Genomic DNA, 17308 nt, shown 5'->3' on the forward strand with positions numbered 1-17308 from the left:
GTCAGAACAGGTGCCCCAGAAGATCGACGTCAGCCTGATCATCCCACGCCTGATCGGTCAGCGGGAGAACCTGCAAATACCGTGTTGGGGCGCTGACCACGCTTTCTGTGCGGCTATCCTCGATCTTGGTATAGCGCAGGGTATTGGTCACAGCGCGAAACCCGTTTCTGGCATAGACCGGATGGTCACCGAAGAGCAGGACAAACGCGGCTTGTGTCTGACGTAACAGCGCGATCGTGTGCTTCAGCAATTGCCCTGCGATGCCTTGGCCGCCGTGATCGGGATGGGTCGCAACCTCGGCCAGTCCGGTGACAGGGACGAGCGTGCCAGCGACATTGATGACGCGAAAACAGATTGCGATATGACCAATCAACCGCCCATCACTGCGGCCCAGAACGCGCAAGTGGTGCCGCTGTTTGTAGAAGGACCGCCCGCCGAAATCATCGTCGCCGTTCTGCCCGAAGGCGGCAGACAAAAGGCCCGCAATCTCGTCATCCTCGGCGCGGGTCAGCGACAGTTCATCGCGGTTTTCAATCTCAATTCGCTTCAAGCGTCAGGCTCCCGTCATCGCCGAGTTCCCAATAGGGATTGTAGGCGGTTTCCCAGACATGGCCGTCAGGATCGGCGTAGTAACTTGAATATCCACCCCAAGCCATTTCCGCAGGCGCGGCAAGCGGTGTGGCACCTGCGGCGATGGCCTTGTTGTAGGCTTCATCCACGTCTTCGGGGCTATTCATGTTCTGCGCCAGTGTTATCGCACCGGTGCCCAACGCGCTGACCGGACGATTTTGCTCTTTGGCGAGCGCTTCGCGGCTGAAAAAGCCCAGTGCGGACCCATGCATCTGGTAGAAGACGACCTGCCCTTCGATCTCTCGGGTCGGGGTCCATCCGAGTGCCGCGTAGAATGCCTTGGCGCGCGTGATGTCTGCGACGCCGAGAGTGATGAGTGTGACGCGCTGCGGGGTCATGGTGTCTCCTTTGTGTTAATCACCGACTGCCCTTCGGTTTCGGTGACTTCAATATACTGCGCGCGATTGCCCAATTCGGCAAACAACTCCGCGCCCGTCCCTGTCATGAAAGCTTGTGCGCGTAACGCGCAGATTTCGTCATAGAGGGCCGCGCGTCGCGCTGCATCCAGATGGGCTGCGACTTCATCCAGAAGCAAGATGGGTGCTGCACCAAAGTCACGCGCCAAGGCGCGCGCATTGGCAAGGATCAGGCTGATCAGAAGCGCCTTCTGTTCGCCGGTGGAACAATCTTTGGCGGGCATCTGCTTTTCGGCATAGACGGCCTCAAGATCGGCACGGTGGGGCCCAATCAACGTCCGGCCCGCGGCCATGTCCCGTGGCCGGTTGTCTGCAAGGCTGCTGGCGAGATCATCGGGAATGGGTTCTGCGGCGGTGATAGCCAAAGTCGCGGTAGGAAACGCGGTTTCGGCGCTGTCCTGTGCTTGCGACAGCGCATCCACGGCACGGTTGCGGTTGGCAATCATGGTGGTAGCGGCTTCGGCCATCTGCGCCTCGATCGCGGCATACCAATGGGGATCGCGCACCATGTCTTTGAGCAGACGGTTCCGCTCTCGCATCGCCTTTTCGTAAGAGAGAACAGCCTCGGCGTGTCCGGGCTCGAAACTGAGCGTGGCGCGGTCAAGAAACCGCCTGCGGCCCTCTGCCCCTTCGATCCACAGCCGGTCCATCGAGGGTACAAGCCAAAGCATCCGCCCGATCCGGCCCAAGGCGACCTGTGGCGCTGTCTTGGCGTCAATGCGCAACTGGCGCGATTGCCCCGCTTCGGCCCAGGTTTCAAGTTCATGCGTTTGATGGAGCGACTGCAACACGCCAGAGATCTTCCATCCCAGCGCCTCTGGTCTACGGGTGAGGTCATCGGCGCCAGCACGCCGCAGCCCCCGCCCAGGGGAGAGCAGAGAGACAGCTTCCAGGATGTTGGTCTTTCCGGCCCCGTTCGGTCCGTAGATCGCGACAGGGCGGCCATCAAATCCCATTTCCGCGCGCTTGTGGCTGCGAAAGTGGGACAGCGTGAGTTCTCTGATCGCGAGACCGGTCATCGGCGCACCGTGTGGCCGACGCCCCGCTGACCCAAATAACTTACCTGGATTGTGAGGCTCACACGCGCATCGGCATCACGACATAGACAGCCGAGGTGTCGTTACCTTCGCGCATCAACGTGGGATCGCCTGACGAATTGAACATGAAAACCGCGTTCTCGCGATCAACCTGACTGGCGATTTCCAGCAGATATTTCGCGTTGAAGCCAATCTCGAGCCGTTCGTCACCATAGGCCACGGCAAGCTCTTCTTCAGCCGCACCGCTGTCGGGGGCGTTGACCGACAGGACAAGGCGATCTTCGTCGAGGGCCAGCTTGACCGCCCGCGAGCGTTCGGATGAGACCGTCGCCACACGATCAACCGCGCGCGCAAATTCGGCAGCGTCAACCTCCAACCGGCGCGTGTTGCCCATTGGAATGACGCGTGTGTAATCGGGGAAGGTGCCGTCGATGACTTTTGAGGTCAGCGTGATGTCGGGCGTGGCAAACCGTATCTTTGTCTCTGACACAGAGACCGCGATCTGCATGTCGTCGTCATCTAGCAGTTTGCGCAATTCGCCGACTGTCTTGCGCGGAACAATGACGCCCGCCATCTCTGACGCACCATCAGGCAGGTCTGCATCAATGCGCGCAAGGCGGTGGCCGTCGGTTGCGACACAGCGCAGGACCTTTCCGCCGTCGGCGTCAGCGACGTGCATATAGACACCATTGAGGTAGTAACGTGTTTCCTCGGTCGAGATGGCGAACTTCGACTTGTCGAAAAGGCGGCGCAGCACCGGAGCCGCGGCAGAGAAATTCGCCGCATATTCCGATGAGGCCATCACCGGGAAATCCTCTTTCGGCAGTGTCGCCAATGAGAAATTCGAGCGGCCTGCCTCGATCGTCAGGCGACCGGATGCGCCATCTTCGGTCAGCGTCACAAGCGCGCCGTCGGGCAGCTTGCGGACAATCTCGTTCAGGGTGACTGCAGCGACGGTCGTGGCACCCGCACGCTCCACCTTTGCAGGGGCGCGATCAACAACCTCGATATCGAGGTCGGTTGCGCGGAACTGCACGCTGTCACCTTCGGCTTCGATCAGGACGTTGGCGAGAATAGGAATTGTGTTGCGCCGTTCGACGACCGACTGGGCCTGCGCGACCGCCTTTAGTAGTACAGCGCGTTCAATGCTGAATTTCATGTCCCAATCTCCCGCGTATCTTGGCAACCCCATTTGCCGGGACACGAAATGTATCCATTTCCGGGGGCGGCTCAAGCGTTTTGTTGGACTGTTGACGATGCCTGTGGCGGCGTCAAGCGCCGCCCCAAGAAGCGTGGCTTATTCCTGAAGTGCGCGGCGCAGAAGCTCCAGATCGTCAGAGATCTGGCTGTCTTTGGCCATCAGTTCTTCGATCCGCTTCACCCCATGCATGACCGTGGTGTGATCGCGGCCGCCGAAACGCCGTCCGATTTCCGGCAATGAGCGGCTTGTCATCTGCTTGGCAAGATACATGGCGATCTGGCGTGGCCGCGCATAGGTGCGCAGACGCTTGGGGCCGATCATGTCAGACAGGCGGATGTTATAGTGCTCCGACACTTTGCGCTGGATTTCTTCGACAGTCACCTTGCGGTCTGAAGCCTTCAGCACGTCAGACAGGCAATCCTGCGTCAGTTCCAGCGTGATTTCACGGCCCACAAGTGACGCAAAAGCAAAGAGACGGGTCAGGGCACCCTCAAGAACGCGGACGTTGGTCGAGATGCGATGGGCGAGAAACTCCAGCACGCCATCGGCGATGACGAGTTCGGGGTATTGTGCGGCGTAAACTTCGACTTTGGACTGAAGAATGCCAAGACGCAGTTCGTAATCCGTCGGATGCAGATCCACGACCAGGCCACACTGCAGACGCGACTTGATCCGCTCTTCGAGGTCCTTGATTTCACCCGGGGCGCGGTCGGCAGAAATGATGATCTGCTTTTGCCCGTCCACGAGGGTGTTAAAGGTGTGGAAAAATTCTTCCTGCGTGCTGTCTTTGCCTGCGATGAACTGCACATCATCAACCATCAGCACATCGACAGACCGGAAAAGCTGTTTGAAATCCATCATCTTGCGTTCCCGCAAGGCCGTGATGAAGCGATACATGAATTGTTCAGCCGAGAGATACAGCACGTTCAATTCTGGTGAGCGCAATTTCAGCTCATGTGCAATCGCGTGCATGAGGTGGGTTTTACCAAGCCCCACGCCGCCATAGAGGAAAAGCGGGTTGAATGAGACAGGCCCGCCTTCTGCGACGCGACGTGCTGCGGCATGTGCCAGTTCGTTGGGCTTGCCCACAACAAAGGTGTCGAAAGTAAACCGGCTGTCGAGTTGTGCACCTTTGTCATCGTCTGATTTGGTCACTTTGACAGTAGGCTTTACCTGGGCTGTCTTGCGCGCCTTGGAGGGCACCCGAAAGGACAAGCGGCGTGCCTCATGGCCCGATTTATTCAGTTGGTAAAGAATTTGGTCGCCGAAGTTTTGCGACACGTAGTTACCGATAAAATTGGTCGGCACATGAAATGTCGCCACACCGTCTTCGAGCTGCGCAAACTCGAGTGGTTCGATCCAATTTGAATAATTGCTTTTGCCGAGGGCCCCCTTGAGAGTGCTTAAAACCTCAGCCCAAACGTCGTTCGTCATTTTTGTCTTTGTCCCCAAAACGCACTGTCACTTCCGGCACCGCAAAGTGCCTGCGTCCCAATGGCCGGGAAAAAAGCCACGTGTCGCATGAATTGCCTCTTTCATGCGGCGAGCTTTACCCAATCTCCAAACGATCAGTGCTATCCGCACGGTTGTGCGGACCAGACACCATTCGGCAGCGCGCGGGTTCTCTAAGCAGCACCTGATCGGGGGGCAGATCCCCGATAAAAGCGCAGACACAATGAGGCTAACAAGGCGCAGAATTGCGCTCATTCGCCACCACAGCATGAGTTCTACAACAGGAGGCGCATGTCATCATGTCCGTGATGACATCGGCTTGCCTGATGCTGATCTCCCTCAAGTCCCCCCGGACAATGTGAATCGCAGAGCCAAGGTAGCAAGGCGTTTGCGGCTGCTTCAACACAACATCACACTTGACTCAAAGATTGACGAAAAAGAATCTGTGCACCGCCTAAAACCGTGTCATTTCTGCGCGGCGTGGACACACCTCGACAAAAAAAGCGCGCCCCTCAGGGACGCGCTTGAAAAGCTCTCGAAAACCCGCAAGCGGGTCCAGAATCAGCTCAGAGCCTTCACACGGGAGGACAAGCGAGACATCTTCCGGGACGCCGTGTTCTTGTGCATGACACCCTTTGTGACACCGCGCATCAGTTCAGGCTGTGCGGCCTTCAAAGCTGCTGCTGCAGCTGCCTGATCGCCAGAGGCAATCGCCTCTTCGACAGCGCGCAGATAGGTGCGGATGCGCGAACGGCGCATTTTGTTGACTGCAAAACGGGATGCATTCTGACGGGCGCGTTTTTTCGCCTGTGGTGAGTTTGCCATTTGATCATTCTCCTAAAGGCCAAGGGCCATATTGAATTCTATTCGCGCAATCAGCCCTCGCCCCGGGTTTTCCTACCGGATGATCTGGCCAGAGCGGGCCTCACGCGCATGTCTGACGGTGCCTTTATGGGAGTCGCTGCCTTGGTTCAAGCCCAAAACGCATCGCCCTTAATGAACCTTGGCGTGATCCTGATAAAGAAACAGCAGGTCCAAGATCACAACGCGTTCGTCAATCAGACCGTAGTAGAGCGCATGACGATCCGTCTCAGACAAAGGTTCGGACAGGGCCACACGGTCGAGGAATTTTCGGTTCTGGGTCCAGACCCCGGCAATTTCGGACAGCTTGTCTGCGATACCAGGTGTTTGGGGTGGCAGGATGCCCATCGCGTCATACCCGTGCGACAGGGCGTGAAGGCTATTCTGATAGTTCGATATCGTACGATTAAAGTCTTCAATCACTTCGGGATCAGCACCATTTGAGGCCAGCAGGCATGCCTCAAGCGCGAGGTGCTGGTTCATCGCGGCCATTCGGCCTGACAACTGAATGAACATCACATCGCGCCTCAGTATTTCGGCCGCGCCAGAGTATTGGCTGTCGAGTGTTGTCAGCAGCTTGTAGGTTCTGTCTTCGAGCATATCGGCCGCGCCGTAGACAAGCGATGCGGCCACAAGATCCGTCGGATCATCCAGCAGGCGCGTTGCGGCCACTTGCACCGGGACCCAATCCTCGCGCAGCGCGGCAATCTCTGCAAGCGTCTTGCGGCGGGTCTCAGGGGTAGTGATGCCCCAGAACAGATCACCCGCGATCAACGCATCGAGAAGTTCATCAATCTGCGCGACGCCATAGACGATGTTGTCGGTAGCATCTTCGACATTGATCTGATTGTGCAGATGGCACGCCGCCGCGGGAATTTCTTGCGTCAGCGTTCTCAGCAGTTCACCGACAACAAGGCGGTTTGCCACGCCGGTGTCCTGAATGATGGATCCAGCACTGACCTCGGTCGCCGCATGGGTGGTTGCGGCAGGGCCGTTGGACGAAAAACTGGCAGTCGGGAGAAGCGCACATGCAGAGACGGCACAGGCTTTAAGCACAGAAACAAGACGCATTGGATCACCGCAAATCAGGTGTGAAAGGGACCCAAAAGCGGCCCTGCCGCCCTTGAGCTTTGTTGCGTCCAACATCTCATGGTTACAGTGAAGGGACCTTGATCCAGCGCACCGAAATGCGGCGGAAATAAGGTGTTCTTATCTGTTAGCGCTATAAGGCGTGCATTACCGCCCGCTGTTCGCAAGTTGCGAAAACTGGCAGGTTCTGATCACTTGTCGCGGAATTGCGCCTCGCGCTTTTCGGTGAAGGCCGCCATGCCTTCGGCCTGGTCCTCGGTCGCGAAGAGCGCCTGGAACATCCGGCGCTCATAGTTGAGCCCCTCGGCAAGGGTTGTCTCAAAGGCGCGATCAACAGCGTCTTTTGCAGCCATCGCGGCAATCTGCGATTTCTCGGTAATCTTTTCGGCTGCAGCCCGTGCCTCTGACATCAGCTTTTTCGCTGGCACAACACGGCTGACAAGCCCGCTGCGCTCTGCCTCTTCTGCATCCATAAAGCGACCGGTCAGATGCATATCCATCGCTTTTGATTTGCCGACATAACGGGTGAGGCGTTGTGTGCCGCCAAGGCCTGCAATGACACCAAGATTGATTTCGGGCTGGCCAAACTTGGCGTTATCCGCGGCAATGATGAAATCGCACATCATGGCCAGCTCGCACCCGCCACCCAGCGCATAACCTGCGACGGCAGCGATAATCGGTTTGCGAATACGATGAAAACGATCCGTTTCGTTTTCAAAGAATCGCTGCGTGTACATTTCAACGAAGGACTTATCGGCCATCTCGGTGATGTCAGCGCCAGCTGCAAAAGCCTTTTCAGATCCGGTGATGATGATGCAGCGCACCTTTTCGCTTGCGTCCGCTTCTTCCAGCGCTGTGCAAAGCTCGGAAAGCAAATCGCTATTCAGCGCATTCATCGCATCAGGGCGATTGAGCGTAATCGTAGCGATATAGTCGCTGATCTCGACGATGATCTTGTCAAAGGCCATGCGGAAGTCCCTCTTTTCGCTGGTCAGGCCACAACGCTTAGCAAAGCCCGCAGCCAGATCAAGCTATCTTTGGCATTGCGGACAGAAGAAACTTGAGCGTCCGGATTGAACGATTCGCCTGATTTTTCTGTCACAGTCAGGGGTTAGGCAGGCTGCGCCCTCGCGGTCGTAAACTTGGAAAACATGCTGGAAATAGCCAAGTTCTCCGTCAGACTGCCGATAATCGCGCAAAGATGATCCGCCAGCCGCAATGGCTTCGGTGAGAACCTGCCGGATCAGGGGTACCAGACTGGCAACACGTTTGCTGCTGATCTTGCCGGCTTTGCGTGCGGGGTGAATACCCGCGCGGTAGAGCACCTCGCAAACATAGATATTGCCGAGCCCTGCAACAATCCGTTGGTCAAGCAAGGCAGATTTGATCGGGGTGTTCCGGCCTTTCAGCTTTGCTGCAAGGTAGTCTTCGTCAAAGCTGTTTCCCAAGGGCTCAGGACCAATATCCCTGATCAGCCAGTGGTCTTCCTGTGCTGCGGTCGGCATCAGATCCATGGCACCAAATCTGCGGGCATCATTGAAGGTGACACGGCTATCGTCATCCATATGCAGCACCACATGGTCATGTTTGGCGGGTGCGGGATGGGGGTGGTGGAACGCGCCGATCTTTTGGCCGGAGACGAGCATCCGGCCTGACATACCAAGGTGGATCAGTAACGTTTCACCACTATCAAGATCGACCAGAATGTATTTCGACCGGCGGCGCAGGGCAGTCACGCGGCTGCCGGTCAGCCGGTCTGCCATATTCTCAGGAAAGGGCCAGCGCAGGTCGGGGCGGTTCACTTCAGCCTTGGCGATGATCTTTCCAGACATGGCCGGGCGGATGCCTTCTTTGACTGTCTCGACCTCTGGTAGCTCTGGCATAGGGCGCTTTCTTTTGATGACTGGCCTGTCAGCCAGTGGTTCGCGTTGTTCCACAACTGACAGATACTGCTGTGACAAGCATGGCCAGAGATAAGGCGCAGTGCGATGGGCTTCAACACTGGCTGAGAGTGACGCGACGCGCTGCAAATGGCACGGGTTTTGCCCCATGGCCTCGCAAGGTGCGTGCTTTTGCTCCGATTGTCATTCGCCACAAGCGGCCTATAAGGTCTTGCAGACAGTTAGTAGGCGCTTTCCATGACCGATCCCAAAGATACGACCACCCATTTCGGGTTCGAAACCGTTCGCGAAGACGAAAAGGCCGGTCGCGTGCAAGGCGTGTTCTCATCGGTGGCGAGCAAATACGACATCATGAACGACGTCATGTCGGTCGGTATTCACCGCATCTGGAAAGACGCGATGATGGATTGGCTGGCCCCGCGTGCAGGTCAAAGGTTGCTGGACGTTGCCGGAGGCACCGGTGATATCTCGTTCCGTTTTCTCAAACGTGCCGGACACGGGCATGCGACCGTCCTTGATCTGACAGAATCAATGCTGGTCGAAGGCCGCAAGCGCGCCGAGGCCGAGAAAATGTCTGCGAGCCTTGATTGGGTGGTTGGCGATGCAATGGCGCTGCCATTTGAGGCGAACACGTTTGATGTTTATACGATCAGCTTTGGCATCAGAAACGTGACCAGACCGCAAGACGCCCTCAAGGAGGCCTTTCGTGTTCTCAAACCGGGCGGCCGCCTGATGGTGCTTGAGTTCAGCCAACTGCCAAATCCGATGATGCAGGCAGCTTATGACGCCTATTCGTTCAACGTCATCCCCCGGATGGGGCAGATGATCGCAGGTGATCGCGACAGCTATCAGTATCTGGTTGAGTCGATCCGCAAGTTTCCCGATCAGGACAGTTTCCTTGGCATGATCAAGGACGCCGGGTTTGGCAATGCCAAGTACCGCAACCTGAGCATGGGGATTGCCGCGCTGCATTCCGGTTGGAAAATCTGATCATGCGTGGCCCTCACAACATTATCAGGTTGATCCGGACGGGTGCGACGCTTGAAAGAACGGGTGCAATGAAAGTTGTACTTGATGCTTTCGACGCCGGACCAGTCTTGCGCATCACGGTGCGGACGCTGGTTTGGCCCTTCCGGTGGCTTGGATACAAGGGCGATGTGACATCGCCGCCCGCGGTGCGCGCACTGACGGCATTGGGGCCTGCGTATATCAAGTTTGGTCAGGTGCTTTCGACGCGGCCGGATGTGGTCGGCGACGAACTGGCGGTTCAGTTGCGGGTCCTTCAGGACAAGCTGCCGCCGTTTTCGATGCGCGATGCGAAAGCGACCCTACAGCGCGAGTTGGGGCAATCCTTCGACCAGCTTTTTACCTCTTTTTCTGAGCCTGTTGCGGCCGCATCGCTTGCGCAGGTGCACAGGGCGACGCTGGCCGAGTCCGGCGAAGACGTCGCGGTCAAGATCCTGCGGCCGGGGATCGAGAAGGCCTTTCGCAAGGATATCGACGCCTTTTACTTTGCCGCACGCGCGATCGAGTTCCTCTCTCCTGCCTCGCGCCGTTTGCGTCCGATGGATGTGATCACGCACTTTGAAGGCGTGGTCATGGGCGAGCTGGACTTGCGTTTGGAAAGCGCCGCCGCCGCAGAGTTTGCGGCGAATACGGCAGATGACACAGGTTTTGCCGTGCCGCAGATCCGCTGGCATCTGTCTGGTCGGCGTGTGATGACGCTGGACTGGGCCGAGGGCACCAATATCGGGTTGAATGATGCCCTTGATGCAGCCGGCCACGACAGGCGCGTTCTTGCGGCGCGTGTGCTTGAGCTTTTCCTCAACCACGCGCTGCGCGACGGTTATTTTCACGGCGATATGCATCAGGGGAACCTCAAGGTTTCCGCAAATGGCGACATCATCGCCTATGACTTCGGGATCATGGGGCGGATCGACGAATACACCCGCCGCGTCTATGCCGAGATTTTGTTCGGGTTCATCCGCAAGGACTATCAACGCGTGGCCGAAGTCCATTTCGAGGCGGGCTATGTTCCGGCGGATCGCGATGTGGACGAGTTTGCGCGTGCGCTGCGCGCTGTTGGTGAGCCGATTTTTGGCATGGATGCGAGCCGGATTTCGATGGCCCGGTTGTTGAGCTACCTTTTTGAGGTGACAGAGCGGTTCGGGATGGAGACGCGCACTGAACTTATCCTGCTGCAGCGGACGATGGTTGTGGTTGAAGGTGTCGCGCGCTCGCTTGATCCGCATATGAACATCTGGCAGGTCGCAAAGCCGGTCGTCGAAAACTACATCAAGGAAAGCATCGGACCGAAAGCACTGTTGCGCGATCTGGTCAAAACGGCTCAGGTCCTTGCGCGGTTCGGCCCGCAGTTGCCACGGATCGCCGAAGATGCGTTGATCAGGCAGAATAACCCGCCACCGCCGCCGAAACCACAGCGCCGCATTGCCCGTCTGTCATGGATGGCCCTTGGCGGCGTGATTGTGGGGCTGGCCTGGGTGTTGACCGCGCTTGCTTAGCTTTCACGCAGCGCTGTCACATCCGACAAGGGGATGCGCGCCCCGCCTTCGATGACAAGGATTTGGTTGCCCTGATCAATACGGGCCTCGGTCACGCGTGCATAGGTTTCAACCTCACCTTCAGAGACGATCTGTCCGTTGCTGAGGCCGATGGCCTGAAAGGTATAGGTGCCATCTGTTGCCATCAGGCCACCATATCGCAATCCGTCCCAGACAGCAGTGTCCGTGTCGGGGTCGACAGTGAGCCGGCGCACCTCCTCACCCTTGGCGTCGCGGACGCTTACCTCCCACTGATCGGCGAACCCGTCGGTGCGCGGATAAAGCGTGACGGGCTCGCCCTCAAACCTGACGGGGACAGTCGCCCGCACCTCTTTGCCAACCCAAGGGGCGAGGTCTGTCAGCCCGCCAACACCAAGCTGGTTTGTCAGTGACTTGAGCAAATCATTCGTTTGCACTGCCTGTTCGACACCTGAAAACGTTGCGAGTTGCGTTGCGTAATCGGTCGAGTCAATCGGATTGAGCGGATCCTGATACTGCATCTGGGCCGTCAACATCTGCAAAAACACCTCAAAATCAGAACTCAGTTGGGTTGCAGCTGTCGCATTGGGCGTCTGCGAAAATGGCTCAATCGGCGTGGCCGAGGTCAATGGTTCAACAATCATATCCGGCCCTCTTATAGTCTGACATCAATGCTGCCATTGCTGTGCCTCATCTGTGTGTGCCTGATGATTTCTTCGCTGGCATGCGGCTCGTCTGCCGCGCGACCCCCATTGTCGCCGGGCTGTTCACTTGCCGTGCCATTCTCTCCGAAGCTGAAAGTGATGTCTGCATAACCCAACGCACGAAATTCCTGTGAGAGAACGTCAATGTGGCGCCGCAAAAGATCTGCAGTTTCCGGGCGCTCTGCCAAGAGCGATAACGTCACCGCGCCTTCTGTCGCGGTGAGTGACAATTTGACCCGACCAAGTTCCTCAGGGTTCAACGCAATTTCGGTTGCACCACCGGGCGCCTGAATGATGCTGGTCGCGACCTGTCCCGCAACCAATCGCGCGCCTTCTGCTTGGTTGGCGGCCCCGTGAAGGAGAGCCCCAGTTGATGCACCGTTGACCGACACGCGTTGACTTTCAGGGGTTGTCCCGATGGCCACACCCTCAGGGGTGCGCGAAGCCATTTCCTTAGTGTCTTTCAGGTCTTGTAGAAAAGCGGGCGGTCCGCCCTGTAAAACATTTACACTTGGCTGCATCTGAGGCTGCGGTTTTTCAAATGTTGGTCGTTCACGCGTCAGAGGCTCTGGCGAGGGATGGCGACCTCTTGTGTCTTCATGGGGCAAGCCTTCGCGATGCAAAGCGTCGCGTGCAGGAATGGTTTTCTCATCCACGCGTGACCAGGCTAATGGCGGCGCATCGCGCTGAGCGCGATCCGCCGTCCGCGCGATTGCGGTTTCATTTGCCCGGGAGTGCGCGATGCCGTCTTCATCAAGCGGAAAAGGCCCCCGGGCAGCGTTGCCCATTTCCTTGGAATGCCCGGGGCTTTCAGGCGCCGCCCGTTGACTTCCCTGTGTGATCTCTGTCCCGCCTTCGGGTGCAGCAGGCCGCCCAGAAGGCACGTTGATTGCTAGTTGCGGCGCGTCAGGCAAAACCCGCAATGCTTGGTCGGGAACCTTGCGCGGTAGGTCGACTGTGGCGTTATTTGTCTGCAGGTTTTCGAGGACAGATACAGCACGCGACAATCCTTTTTCCAAAGCCGTATCCGACGCCTTTTCACGCGCTACAGAAAGCGCTGGGACTTCCAGTTCAGGCTCGTCGATGACTTCACTCGGCGCTTCTGTTTTCTGAAAGGCGCCCTCTTCTACCTCTACAGTTGGAATTGCATCCACCGGAAGGGCGAGTGTTTCGACCTCATTTCCAAGTTCAAGGTGGAACCCCGCATGAAACCCTTCTGCGGTGTTCGTCGCTGCCTGTCCCTGATTGCTGGTCGGTCTCTGCGACAGTTCGAGAGGCAAAGAAGTGAGCATAGCGGTTCCAATACACAAGAATCATCTTTGTCTGTTTCTGGGGTGCAAAACTTACGAAATGTTTAGGAAAAGGCGTCATTTGTGCTGCAAAACAGGTGGAGTTTCCCATGACGCTGATCCCTACACTGCCGCCTCCACGGCCCGCCGTCGACCTGCCGACCTTTGTTCACAAGGACACGAAACTACGCGAAGCGGCCGTCGCGCTAGAAGCTTCGTTTCTGGCCGAGATGTTGAAATCCACAGGCTTTGGCGAAGGTACCACGTCATTTGGCGGCGGGATCGGGGAAGAACAATTCGCGTCCTTTCTTGCGGACGCACAGGCAAAGGAGTTGGCTAAGGCTGGTGGGATTGGTTTGGCGGAAGCAATCTTTGAGGCGCTTAAGATTCAAGGGGTAAATGATGTCGCTGATTGAGAAGCTTCACGGACTTCTTGACGAAGAAAGGCTCCTGCTGCGGTCCGGCCAGATCGATCAACTCGCAGATATTGCCAGACAGAAAGAAACATTGATGCTGAAACTGCCGGGGTCGCGAATGGGCCGCGCTGAAGCCATGAAACTTTCAGATGCCCTGCAACGAAATCAGACACTTCTGGCCGCCGCCATTTCCGGCGTGCAGGCAGCAAGGCAGCGGTTAAAGGTTCTGCGTTCTGTCCATGAGGGGCTGACGACCTATGACGGCAACGGTCGGTTGGCAACGCGCGGCCAGAAAACCGGAACGGTCGAGAAGAAGGCGTGATTTAGGTCAAATTTGCCAGATCGCGCTGCCAGCAATTAATCGGTTGTTGATCTTGCGATGGTCTATCCTCCGACAACCAGAACGGCCGGTCGGTGAATATACACACCGGCATTTACGTCAGAACGACGCTTCACCCGCAAATCGCGGATATCTGAAACGTAGGGCGCAAAGCGCTTCCAAAGGGGACCAAAATAATGTCCAGCATTCTGACCAATAACAGCGCGATGGTGGCGCTGCAGACACTCAAATCAATTAACAACGACCTTTCCAAAACCCAGGCGATGATCTCGACCGGCAAAGAAGTCGGCTCAGCAAAGGACAACAGCGCAGTTTGGGCCATTTCCAAGGTAATGGAATCTGACGTCAAAGGCTTCAAAGCCATTTCCGAGAGCCTGTCACTTGGTGAATCGTCCGTCGCCGTTGCGCGTAATGCGTCGGAAACCGTGACCGATCTGCTGACCGACATGAAAGAAAAAATCGTTGCAGCGCAGGGTGAGAACGTCGATCGCACAAAGTTGCAGGATGATATCAATGCGCTAAGTGACCAGATCGCGTCGGTCGTCGGTGCAGCGCAGTTCAACGGGCTCAATCTGCTTCAGGGCACCGCTGATGTGAACATTCTGTCATCGCTTGACCGCAACGGAAGTGGTGAAGTCGCGGCCAGTAACATCACGGTTGCGCGACAGGACCTTACCGCCGACGCTGGCGTTTACGGAACCGGTGCCGACCTTTCCCCCAATGTGACCGCCGCTGACGGTGCGAATAATGCAGCCGGTGCCGGCGGCAGTGAATTCTCCAACGTTGGTAACACGCTGACAATTGCACTGGCCTCTCCTACTGCAGCAAGTAGCAATACCTACAATTTGCAGGTTGCCGGTACGACGGTGACCTACACGTCCGATGCGACAGGCAATAGCGCAACGACTGTAGCCGCCGGTATCACAGCCGCATTGAATGCCGCTGGTATCGAAGACATCACGGCGAGCGAGGCGACCGGGACAATCACCATCACTTCGACATCTGCATTCGACGATGTCGAAGTCAATTTCACAACCACTGACACGGCGGTCACGGCCAACGTTAACGGCGCAGGTGCGGGAACCGCCGGTGCAGGGTTCACTGGCCAAACCATTGACGCAAGGGCGTCGACGATCACCTTCAACGCCTCCGCCAACATCGCAGAAGGTGACGGTTATCGTGTCAATATTGGCGGCGTTGCCTATGACTATATCGCCGGAAAGAACGAAACGTCAGAGGATGTGGCCAGAGGCCTGAAATCCGTCATTGATGGTGCAGGGATTGAAAACATCTCTACACGGGTCGTCCAAGACAGTACCACAAATGAGTGGGTGTTGCAGATCGACAACGACGGTGCCGATCTGGCGCTGACGGCAGAAGGTGCGGCGGGCGGTGAAGCCACAGGCGGCCTGGTCGGTTTGGACAAACTGGACGTCACCACCAATGAAGGGGTCGAGGCGGCACTTGCCAACATCGAGACAATGATCGACCGCTCCATCGATGCGGCCGCAGCATTTGGCTCGAGCCAAGGCCGTATCGAAACGCAGTCTGATTTCATCTCCAAGCTCACGGATTCACTCAAGTCCGGCATTGGTGCGCTGGTCGATGCCGATATGGAAGAAACCTCAGCGCGCCTGCAGGCTTTGCAGGTGCAACAGCAGCTAGGCGTTCAGTCACTTTCAATCGCGAACCAGGCGCCGCAGACAATCCTGTCGCTGTTCCGGTAAGCGCATAGGCGGCGTCACGATTGTGACGCCGTCACCACAAACCACTGCATAAAGCGCCAGTTTCGATGTTTCCCGAAGGGGTATTTTAAATGAGTGCGATCACCTTAGCACAACAGGCCTATAGTCAAACCCAGGCTACTATTCGTACCGACCGTGCAACCGAAGCACAGCTCTTTGGTCGGATCACGCAGCAGCTCAGGGCTGTGCAATCGACAAAACGGGGCGAATACCCAAAGCTCGTTTCGGCCCTTTATGAAAACAGGCGGATGTGGGCAACAATCGCCGCCGAGGTAGCGGACGCTGCAAACGCGCTCGCACCTGAACTGCGCGCTCAGATTTTTTACCTTGCGGAATTCACAGAAAGACACAGCCAGATGATCATGCGCGGCGAGGCCGACGTTGACGCGCTGATTGACGTCAATACAGCCGTCATGCGCGGCCTCAACAGCAGGACCGCTTGATCGTGTCTGGACTTGTACTGAAACTCGGACCTAAAGAACGTGTTCTGGTCAATGGTGCCGTGATCGAAAACGGCGACCGACGCGGACGGATCTCGATACTGACACCAAATGCAAACATCTTGCGGCTGCGTGACGCGATCCGACCTGATCAAGCAAAGACACCAGTGTCACGGGTCTGTTATATCGCGCAACTCGTTCTTTCCGGCGATGCGAGCGAGGTCGAGGCAAAACCACAAATCCTGAGCGGCATCGAACAGCTCAGCCAGGTTTTGAGGGACGAAGACAGCCGCGCCCACCTTGACGCAGCGACCAGCGCCTTTTGCACAAACGACTTCTATCGCGGTCTCAAGGCTTTGCGAAACCTTTTGCAACGCGAGGCAAGATTGCTTGGCGGCGGAGCAAAACAATGACTTTTCAACCGCTGTTGCCTCTCACAGGATATAGCGGTTGGAAAGTCCTTGAGCGTACATTGGGCCCACAACAGAACGCCTTTGCAAATAGCGCTTCTGTGTCCCGCCTTACCGATACTTTCAAAGAGCGCATCCCTACGATCCAAAACGCTCAGCAATTGGTAAATGACAGAGAATTGTTAACGGTGGCTTTGGGCGCATTCGGTCTGCAAGATGACCTGAACAACCGGTTCTTTATCCGCACAATTCTCGAGGAAGGGACATCCGATCCCGAATCCCTTGCCAACCGCTTGGCGGACAAACGCTATGCGGCGTTTAGTGAGGCATTTGATTTTTTCGGCTCGGGTGTATCACGCCTGCAAAACCCAGCCTTTGCCGAAGACGTCGTCTCACGTTTCGAACGTCAGCAGTTTGCAAGGGCGGTAGGCGAGCAGGACAACAACATGCGCCTTGCACTCAACGCCGGGGAGGCGCTGACACAAGTTGCTGCACAAAACAAAACCGAAGGAGGTCGGTGGTTTGCGATCATGGGCAATCCGCCACTACGCGAGGTATTTGAAGTTGCTCTGGGACTGCCAAAGGCAATCGTCGGGATAGATTTGGATCGCCAACGCGAGGTCTTTCAGGAAAAGGCGCGCTCAGCCTTCGGCACGGATGATATTGACGAATTGCTCACCCCCGCTGGTCTGGACCAAATCAGACGTCTGTTTCTTGTCCGTACTGAAGCGGCAGATGTGTTGGGTGCAACATCTGGCCGAAATGCACTTACACTTTTGCAGTCTGGCCCGATCAATCCTGGCAACCGGACATTGGGCTAAATGATTGGCAGACAGC

Annotated in this window: 19 protein-coding genes; 8 read left to right on the plus strand and 11 right to left on the minus strand. The window is 56.9% G+C overall.

Going from position 1 to position 17308, the window contains the following annotated elements:
• Position 1 precedes the first annotated feature (1 nt).
• From BM316_RS10380 to mutM, 9 genes are all read right to left on the minus strand, one after another.
• Positions 2-550: a GNAT family N-acetyltransferase gene (locus BM316_RS10380; protein ID WP_090207998.1), complete on the minus strand. Its 549-nt coding sequence runs from the start codon at positions 548-550 to the stop codon at positions 2-4.
• On the minus strand, positions 537-968 hold the full coding sequence (locus BM316_RS10385) for a VOC family protein (protein ID WP_090208002.1): 432 nt from the start codon (positions 966-968) through the stop codon (positions 537-539). The genes BM316_RS10380 and BM316_RS10385 overlap by 14 nt, the downstream gene beginning before the upstream one ends.
• On the minus strand, positions 965-2065 hold the full coding sequence (gene recF / locus BM316_RS10390) for a DNA replication/repair protein RecF (RefSeq protein WP_090208006.1): 1101 nt from the start codon (positions 2063-2065) through the stop codon (positions 965-967). The genes BM316_RS10385 and recF overlap by 4 nt, the downstream gene beginning before the upstream one ends.
• Before the next feature lie 58 nt (positions 2066-2123).
• Positions 2124-3242 carry a DNA polymerase III subunit beta gene (dnaN, locus tag BM316_RS10395; protein WP_090208007.1) on the minus strand — a complete coding sequence of 373 codons (1119 nt, stop codon included), beginning with the start codon at positions 3240-3242 and terminating at the stop codon, positions 2124-2126.
• A gap of 138 nt (positions 3243-3380) precedes the next feature.
• Positions 3381-4718, minus strand: coding sequence for a chromosomal replication initiator protein DnaA (dnaA, locus tag BM316_RS10400; protein WP_090208010.1), 1338 nt, complete (start codon positions 4716-4718; stop codon positions 3381-3383).
• 579 nt (positions 4719-5297) lie between these two features.
• Positions 5298-5561, minus strand: coding sequence for a 30S ribosomal protein S20 (gene rpsT / locus BM316_RS10405; protein WP_090208012.1), 264 nt, complete (start codon positions 5559-5561; stop codon positions 5298-5300).
• Positions 5562-5729: 168 nt separating this feature from the next.
• Positions 5730-6668: a type IV pili methyl-accepting chemotaxis transducer N-terminal domain-containing protein gene (locus tag BM316_RS10410; RefSeq protein WP_165606581.1), complete on the minus strand. Its 939-nt coding sequence runs from the start codon at positions 6666-6668 to the stop codon at positions 5730-5732.
• A gap of 209 nt (positions 6669-6877) precedes the next feature.
• Positions 6878-7654, minus strand: coding sequence for an enoyl-CoA hydratase (locus tag BM316_RS10415; RefSeq protein WP_090208018.1), 777 nt, complete (start codon positions 7652-7654; stop codon positions 6878-6880).
• 63 nt (positions 7655-7717) lie between these two features.
• Complete coding sequence (gene mutM / locus BM316_RS10420) at positions 7718-8569, minus strand: bifunctional DNA-formamidopyrimidine glycosylase/DNA-(apurinic or apyrimidinic site) lyase (RefSeq protein WP_090209358.1); 852 nt, start codon at positions 8567-8569, stop codon at positions 7718-7720.
• A gap of 255 nt (positions 8570-8824) precedes the next feature.
• Here mutM and ubiE point away from each other — a divergent pair, with 255 nt between their 5' ends.
• Positions 8825-9577: a bifunctional demethylmenaquinone methyltransferase/2-methoxy-6-polyprenyl-1,4-benzoquinol methylase UbiE gene (ubiE, locus tag BM316_RS10425; RefSeq protein ID WP_090208021.1), complete on the plus strand. Its 753-nt coding sequence runs from the start codon at positions 8825-8827 to the stop codon at positions 9575-9577.
• Between the two features lie 2 nt (positions 9578-9579).
• Complete coding sequence (gene ubiB / locus BM316_RS10430; protein ID WP_090208024.1) at positions 9580-11109, plus strand: 2-polyprenylphenol 6-hydroxylase; 1530 nt, start codon at positions 9580-9582, stop codon at positions 11107-11109.
• On the opposite strand, the gene BM316_RS10435 is transcribed toward ubiB, so the two are convergent.
• On the minus strand, positions 11106-11771 hold the full coding sequence (locus tag BM316_RS10435; RefSeq protein ID WP_090208027.1) for a flagellar hook capping FlgD N-terminal domain-containing protein: 666 nt from the start codon (positions 11769-11771) through the stop codon (positions 11106-11108). The two genes, ubiB and BM316_RS10435, sit on opposite strands and share 4 nt — an antisense overlap.
• A gap of 11 nt (positions 11772-11782) precedes the next feature.
• Positions 11783-13123, minus strand: a complete 1341-nt coding sequence (locus BM316_RS10440; protein WP_090208029.1) for a flagellar hook-length control protein FliK — start codon at positions 13121-13123, stop codon at positions 11783-11785.
• A gap of 107 nt (positions 13124-13230) precedes the next feature.
• Between BM316_RS10440 and BM316_RS10445 the strand changes: the two genes are divergently transcribed.
• The 6 genes from BM316_RS10445 to BM316_RS10470 all read left to right on the plus strand — a co-directional run bounded on the left by BM316_RS10445 (position 13231) and on the right by BM316_RS10470 (position 17292).
• The gene (locus BM316_RS10445) at positions 13231-13536 is read left to right on the plus strand and encodes a rod-binding protein (RefSeq protein ID WP_090208035.1); all 306 of its coding nucleotides are present in this window, start codon (positions 13231-13233) and stop codon (positions 13534-13536) included.
• A complete protein-coding gene (locus BM316_RS10450; protein WP_207493679.1) occupies positions 13520-13858 on the plus strand; it encodes a flagellar protein FlgN in 339 nt (112 codons plus the stop codon). The genes BM316_RS10445 and BM316_RS10450 overlap by 17 nt, the downstream gene beginning before the upstream one ends.
• Before the next feature lie 194 nt (positions 13859-14052).
• On the plus strand, positions 14053-15603 hold the full coding sequence (locus BM316_RS10455; RefSeq protein ID WP_090208041.1) for a flagellin N-terminal helical domain-containing protein: 1551 nt from the start codon (positions 14053-14055) through the stop codon (positions 15601-15603).
• 89 nt (positions 15604-15692) lie between these two features.
• Positions 15693-16064, plus strand: a complete 372-nt coding sequence (gene flaF / locus BM316_RS10460) for a flagellar biosynthesis regulator FlaF (RefSeq protein WP_090208044.1) — start codon at positions 15693-15695, stop codon at positions 16062-16064.
• Between the two features lie 2 nt (positions 16065-16066).
• On the plus strand, positions 16067-16474 hold the full coding sequence (gene flbT, locus BM316_RS10465; RefSeq protein ID WP_090209361.1) for a flagellar biosynthesis repressor FlbT: 408 nt from the start codon (positions 16067-16069) through the stop codon (positions 16472-16474).
• Positions 16471-17292 (plus strand): DUF1217 domain-containing protein, encoded by an 822-nt coding sequence (locus BM316_RS10470; RefSeq protein WP_090208047.1) that lies wholly within the window; start codon positions 16471-16473, stop codon positions 17290-17292. The genes flbT and BM316_RS10470 overlap by 4 nt, the downstream gene beginning before the upstream one ends.
• Positions 17293-17308: the final 16 nt, after the last annotated feature.

The sequence above is a fragment of the Yoonia litorea genome (assembly GCF_900114675.1).
Classification (GTDB): Bacteria; Pseudomonadota; Alphaproteobacteria; order Rhodobacterales; family Rhodobacteraceae; genus Yoonia; species Yoonia litorea.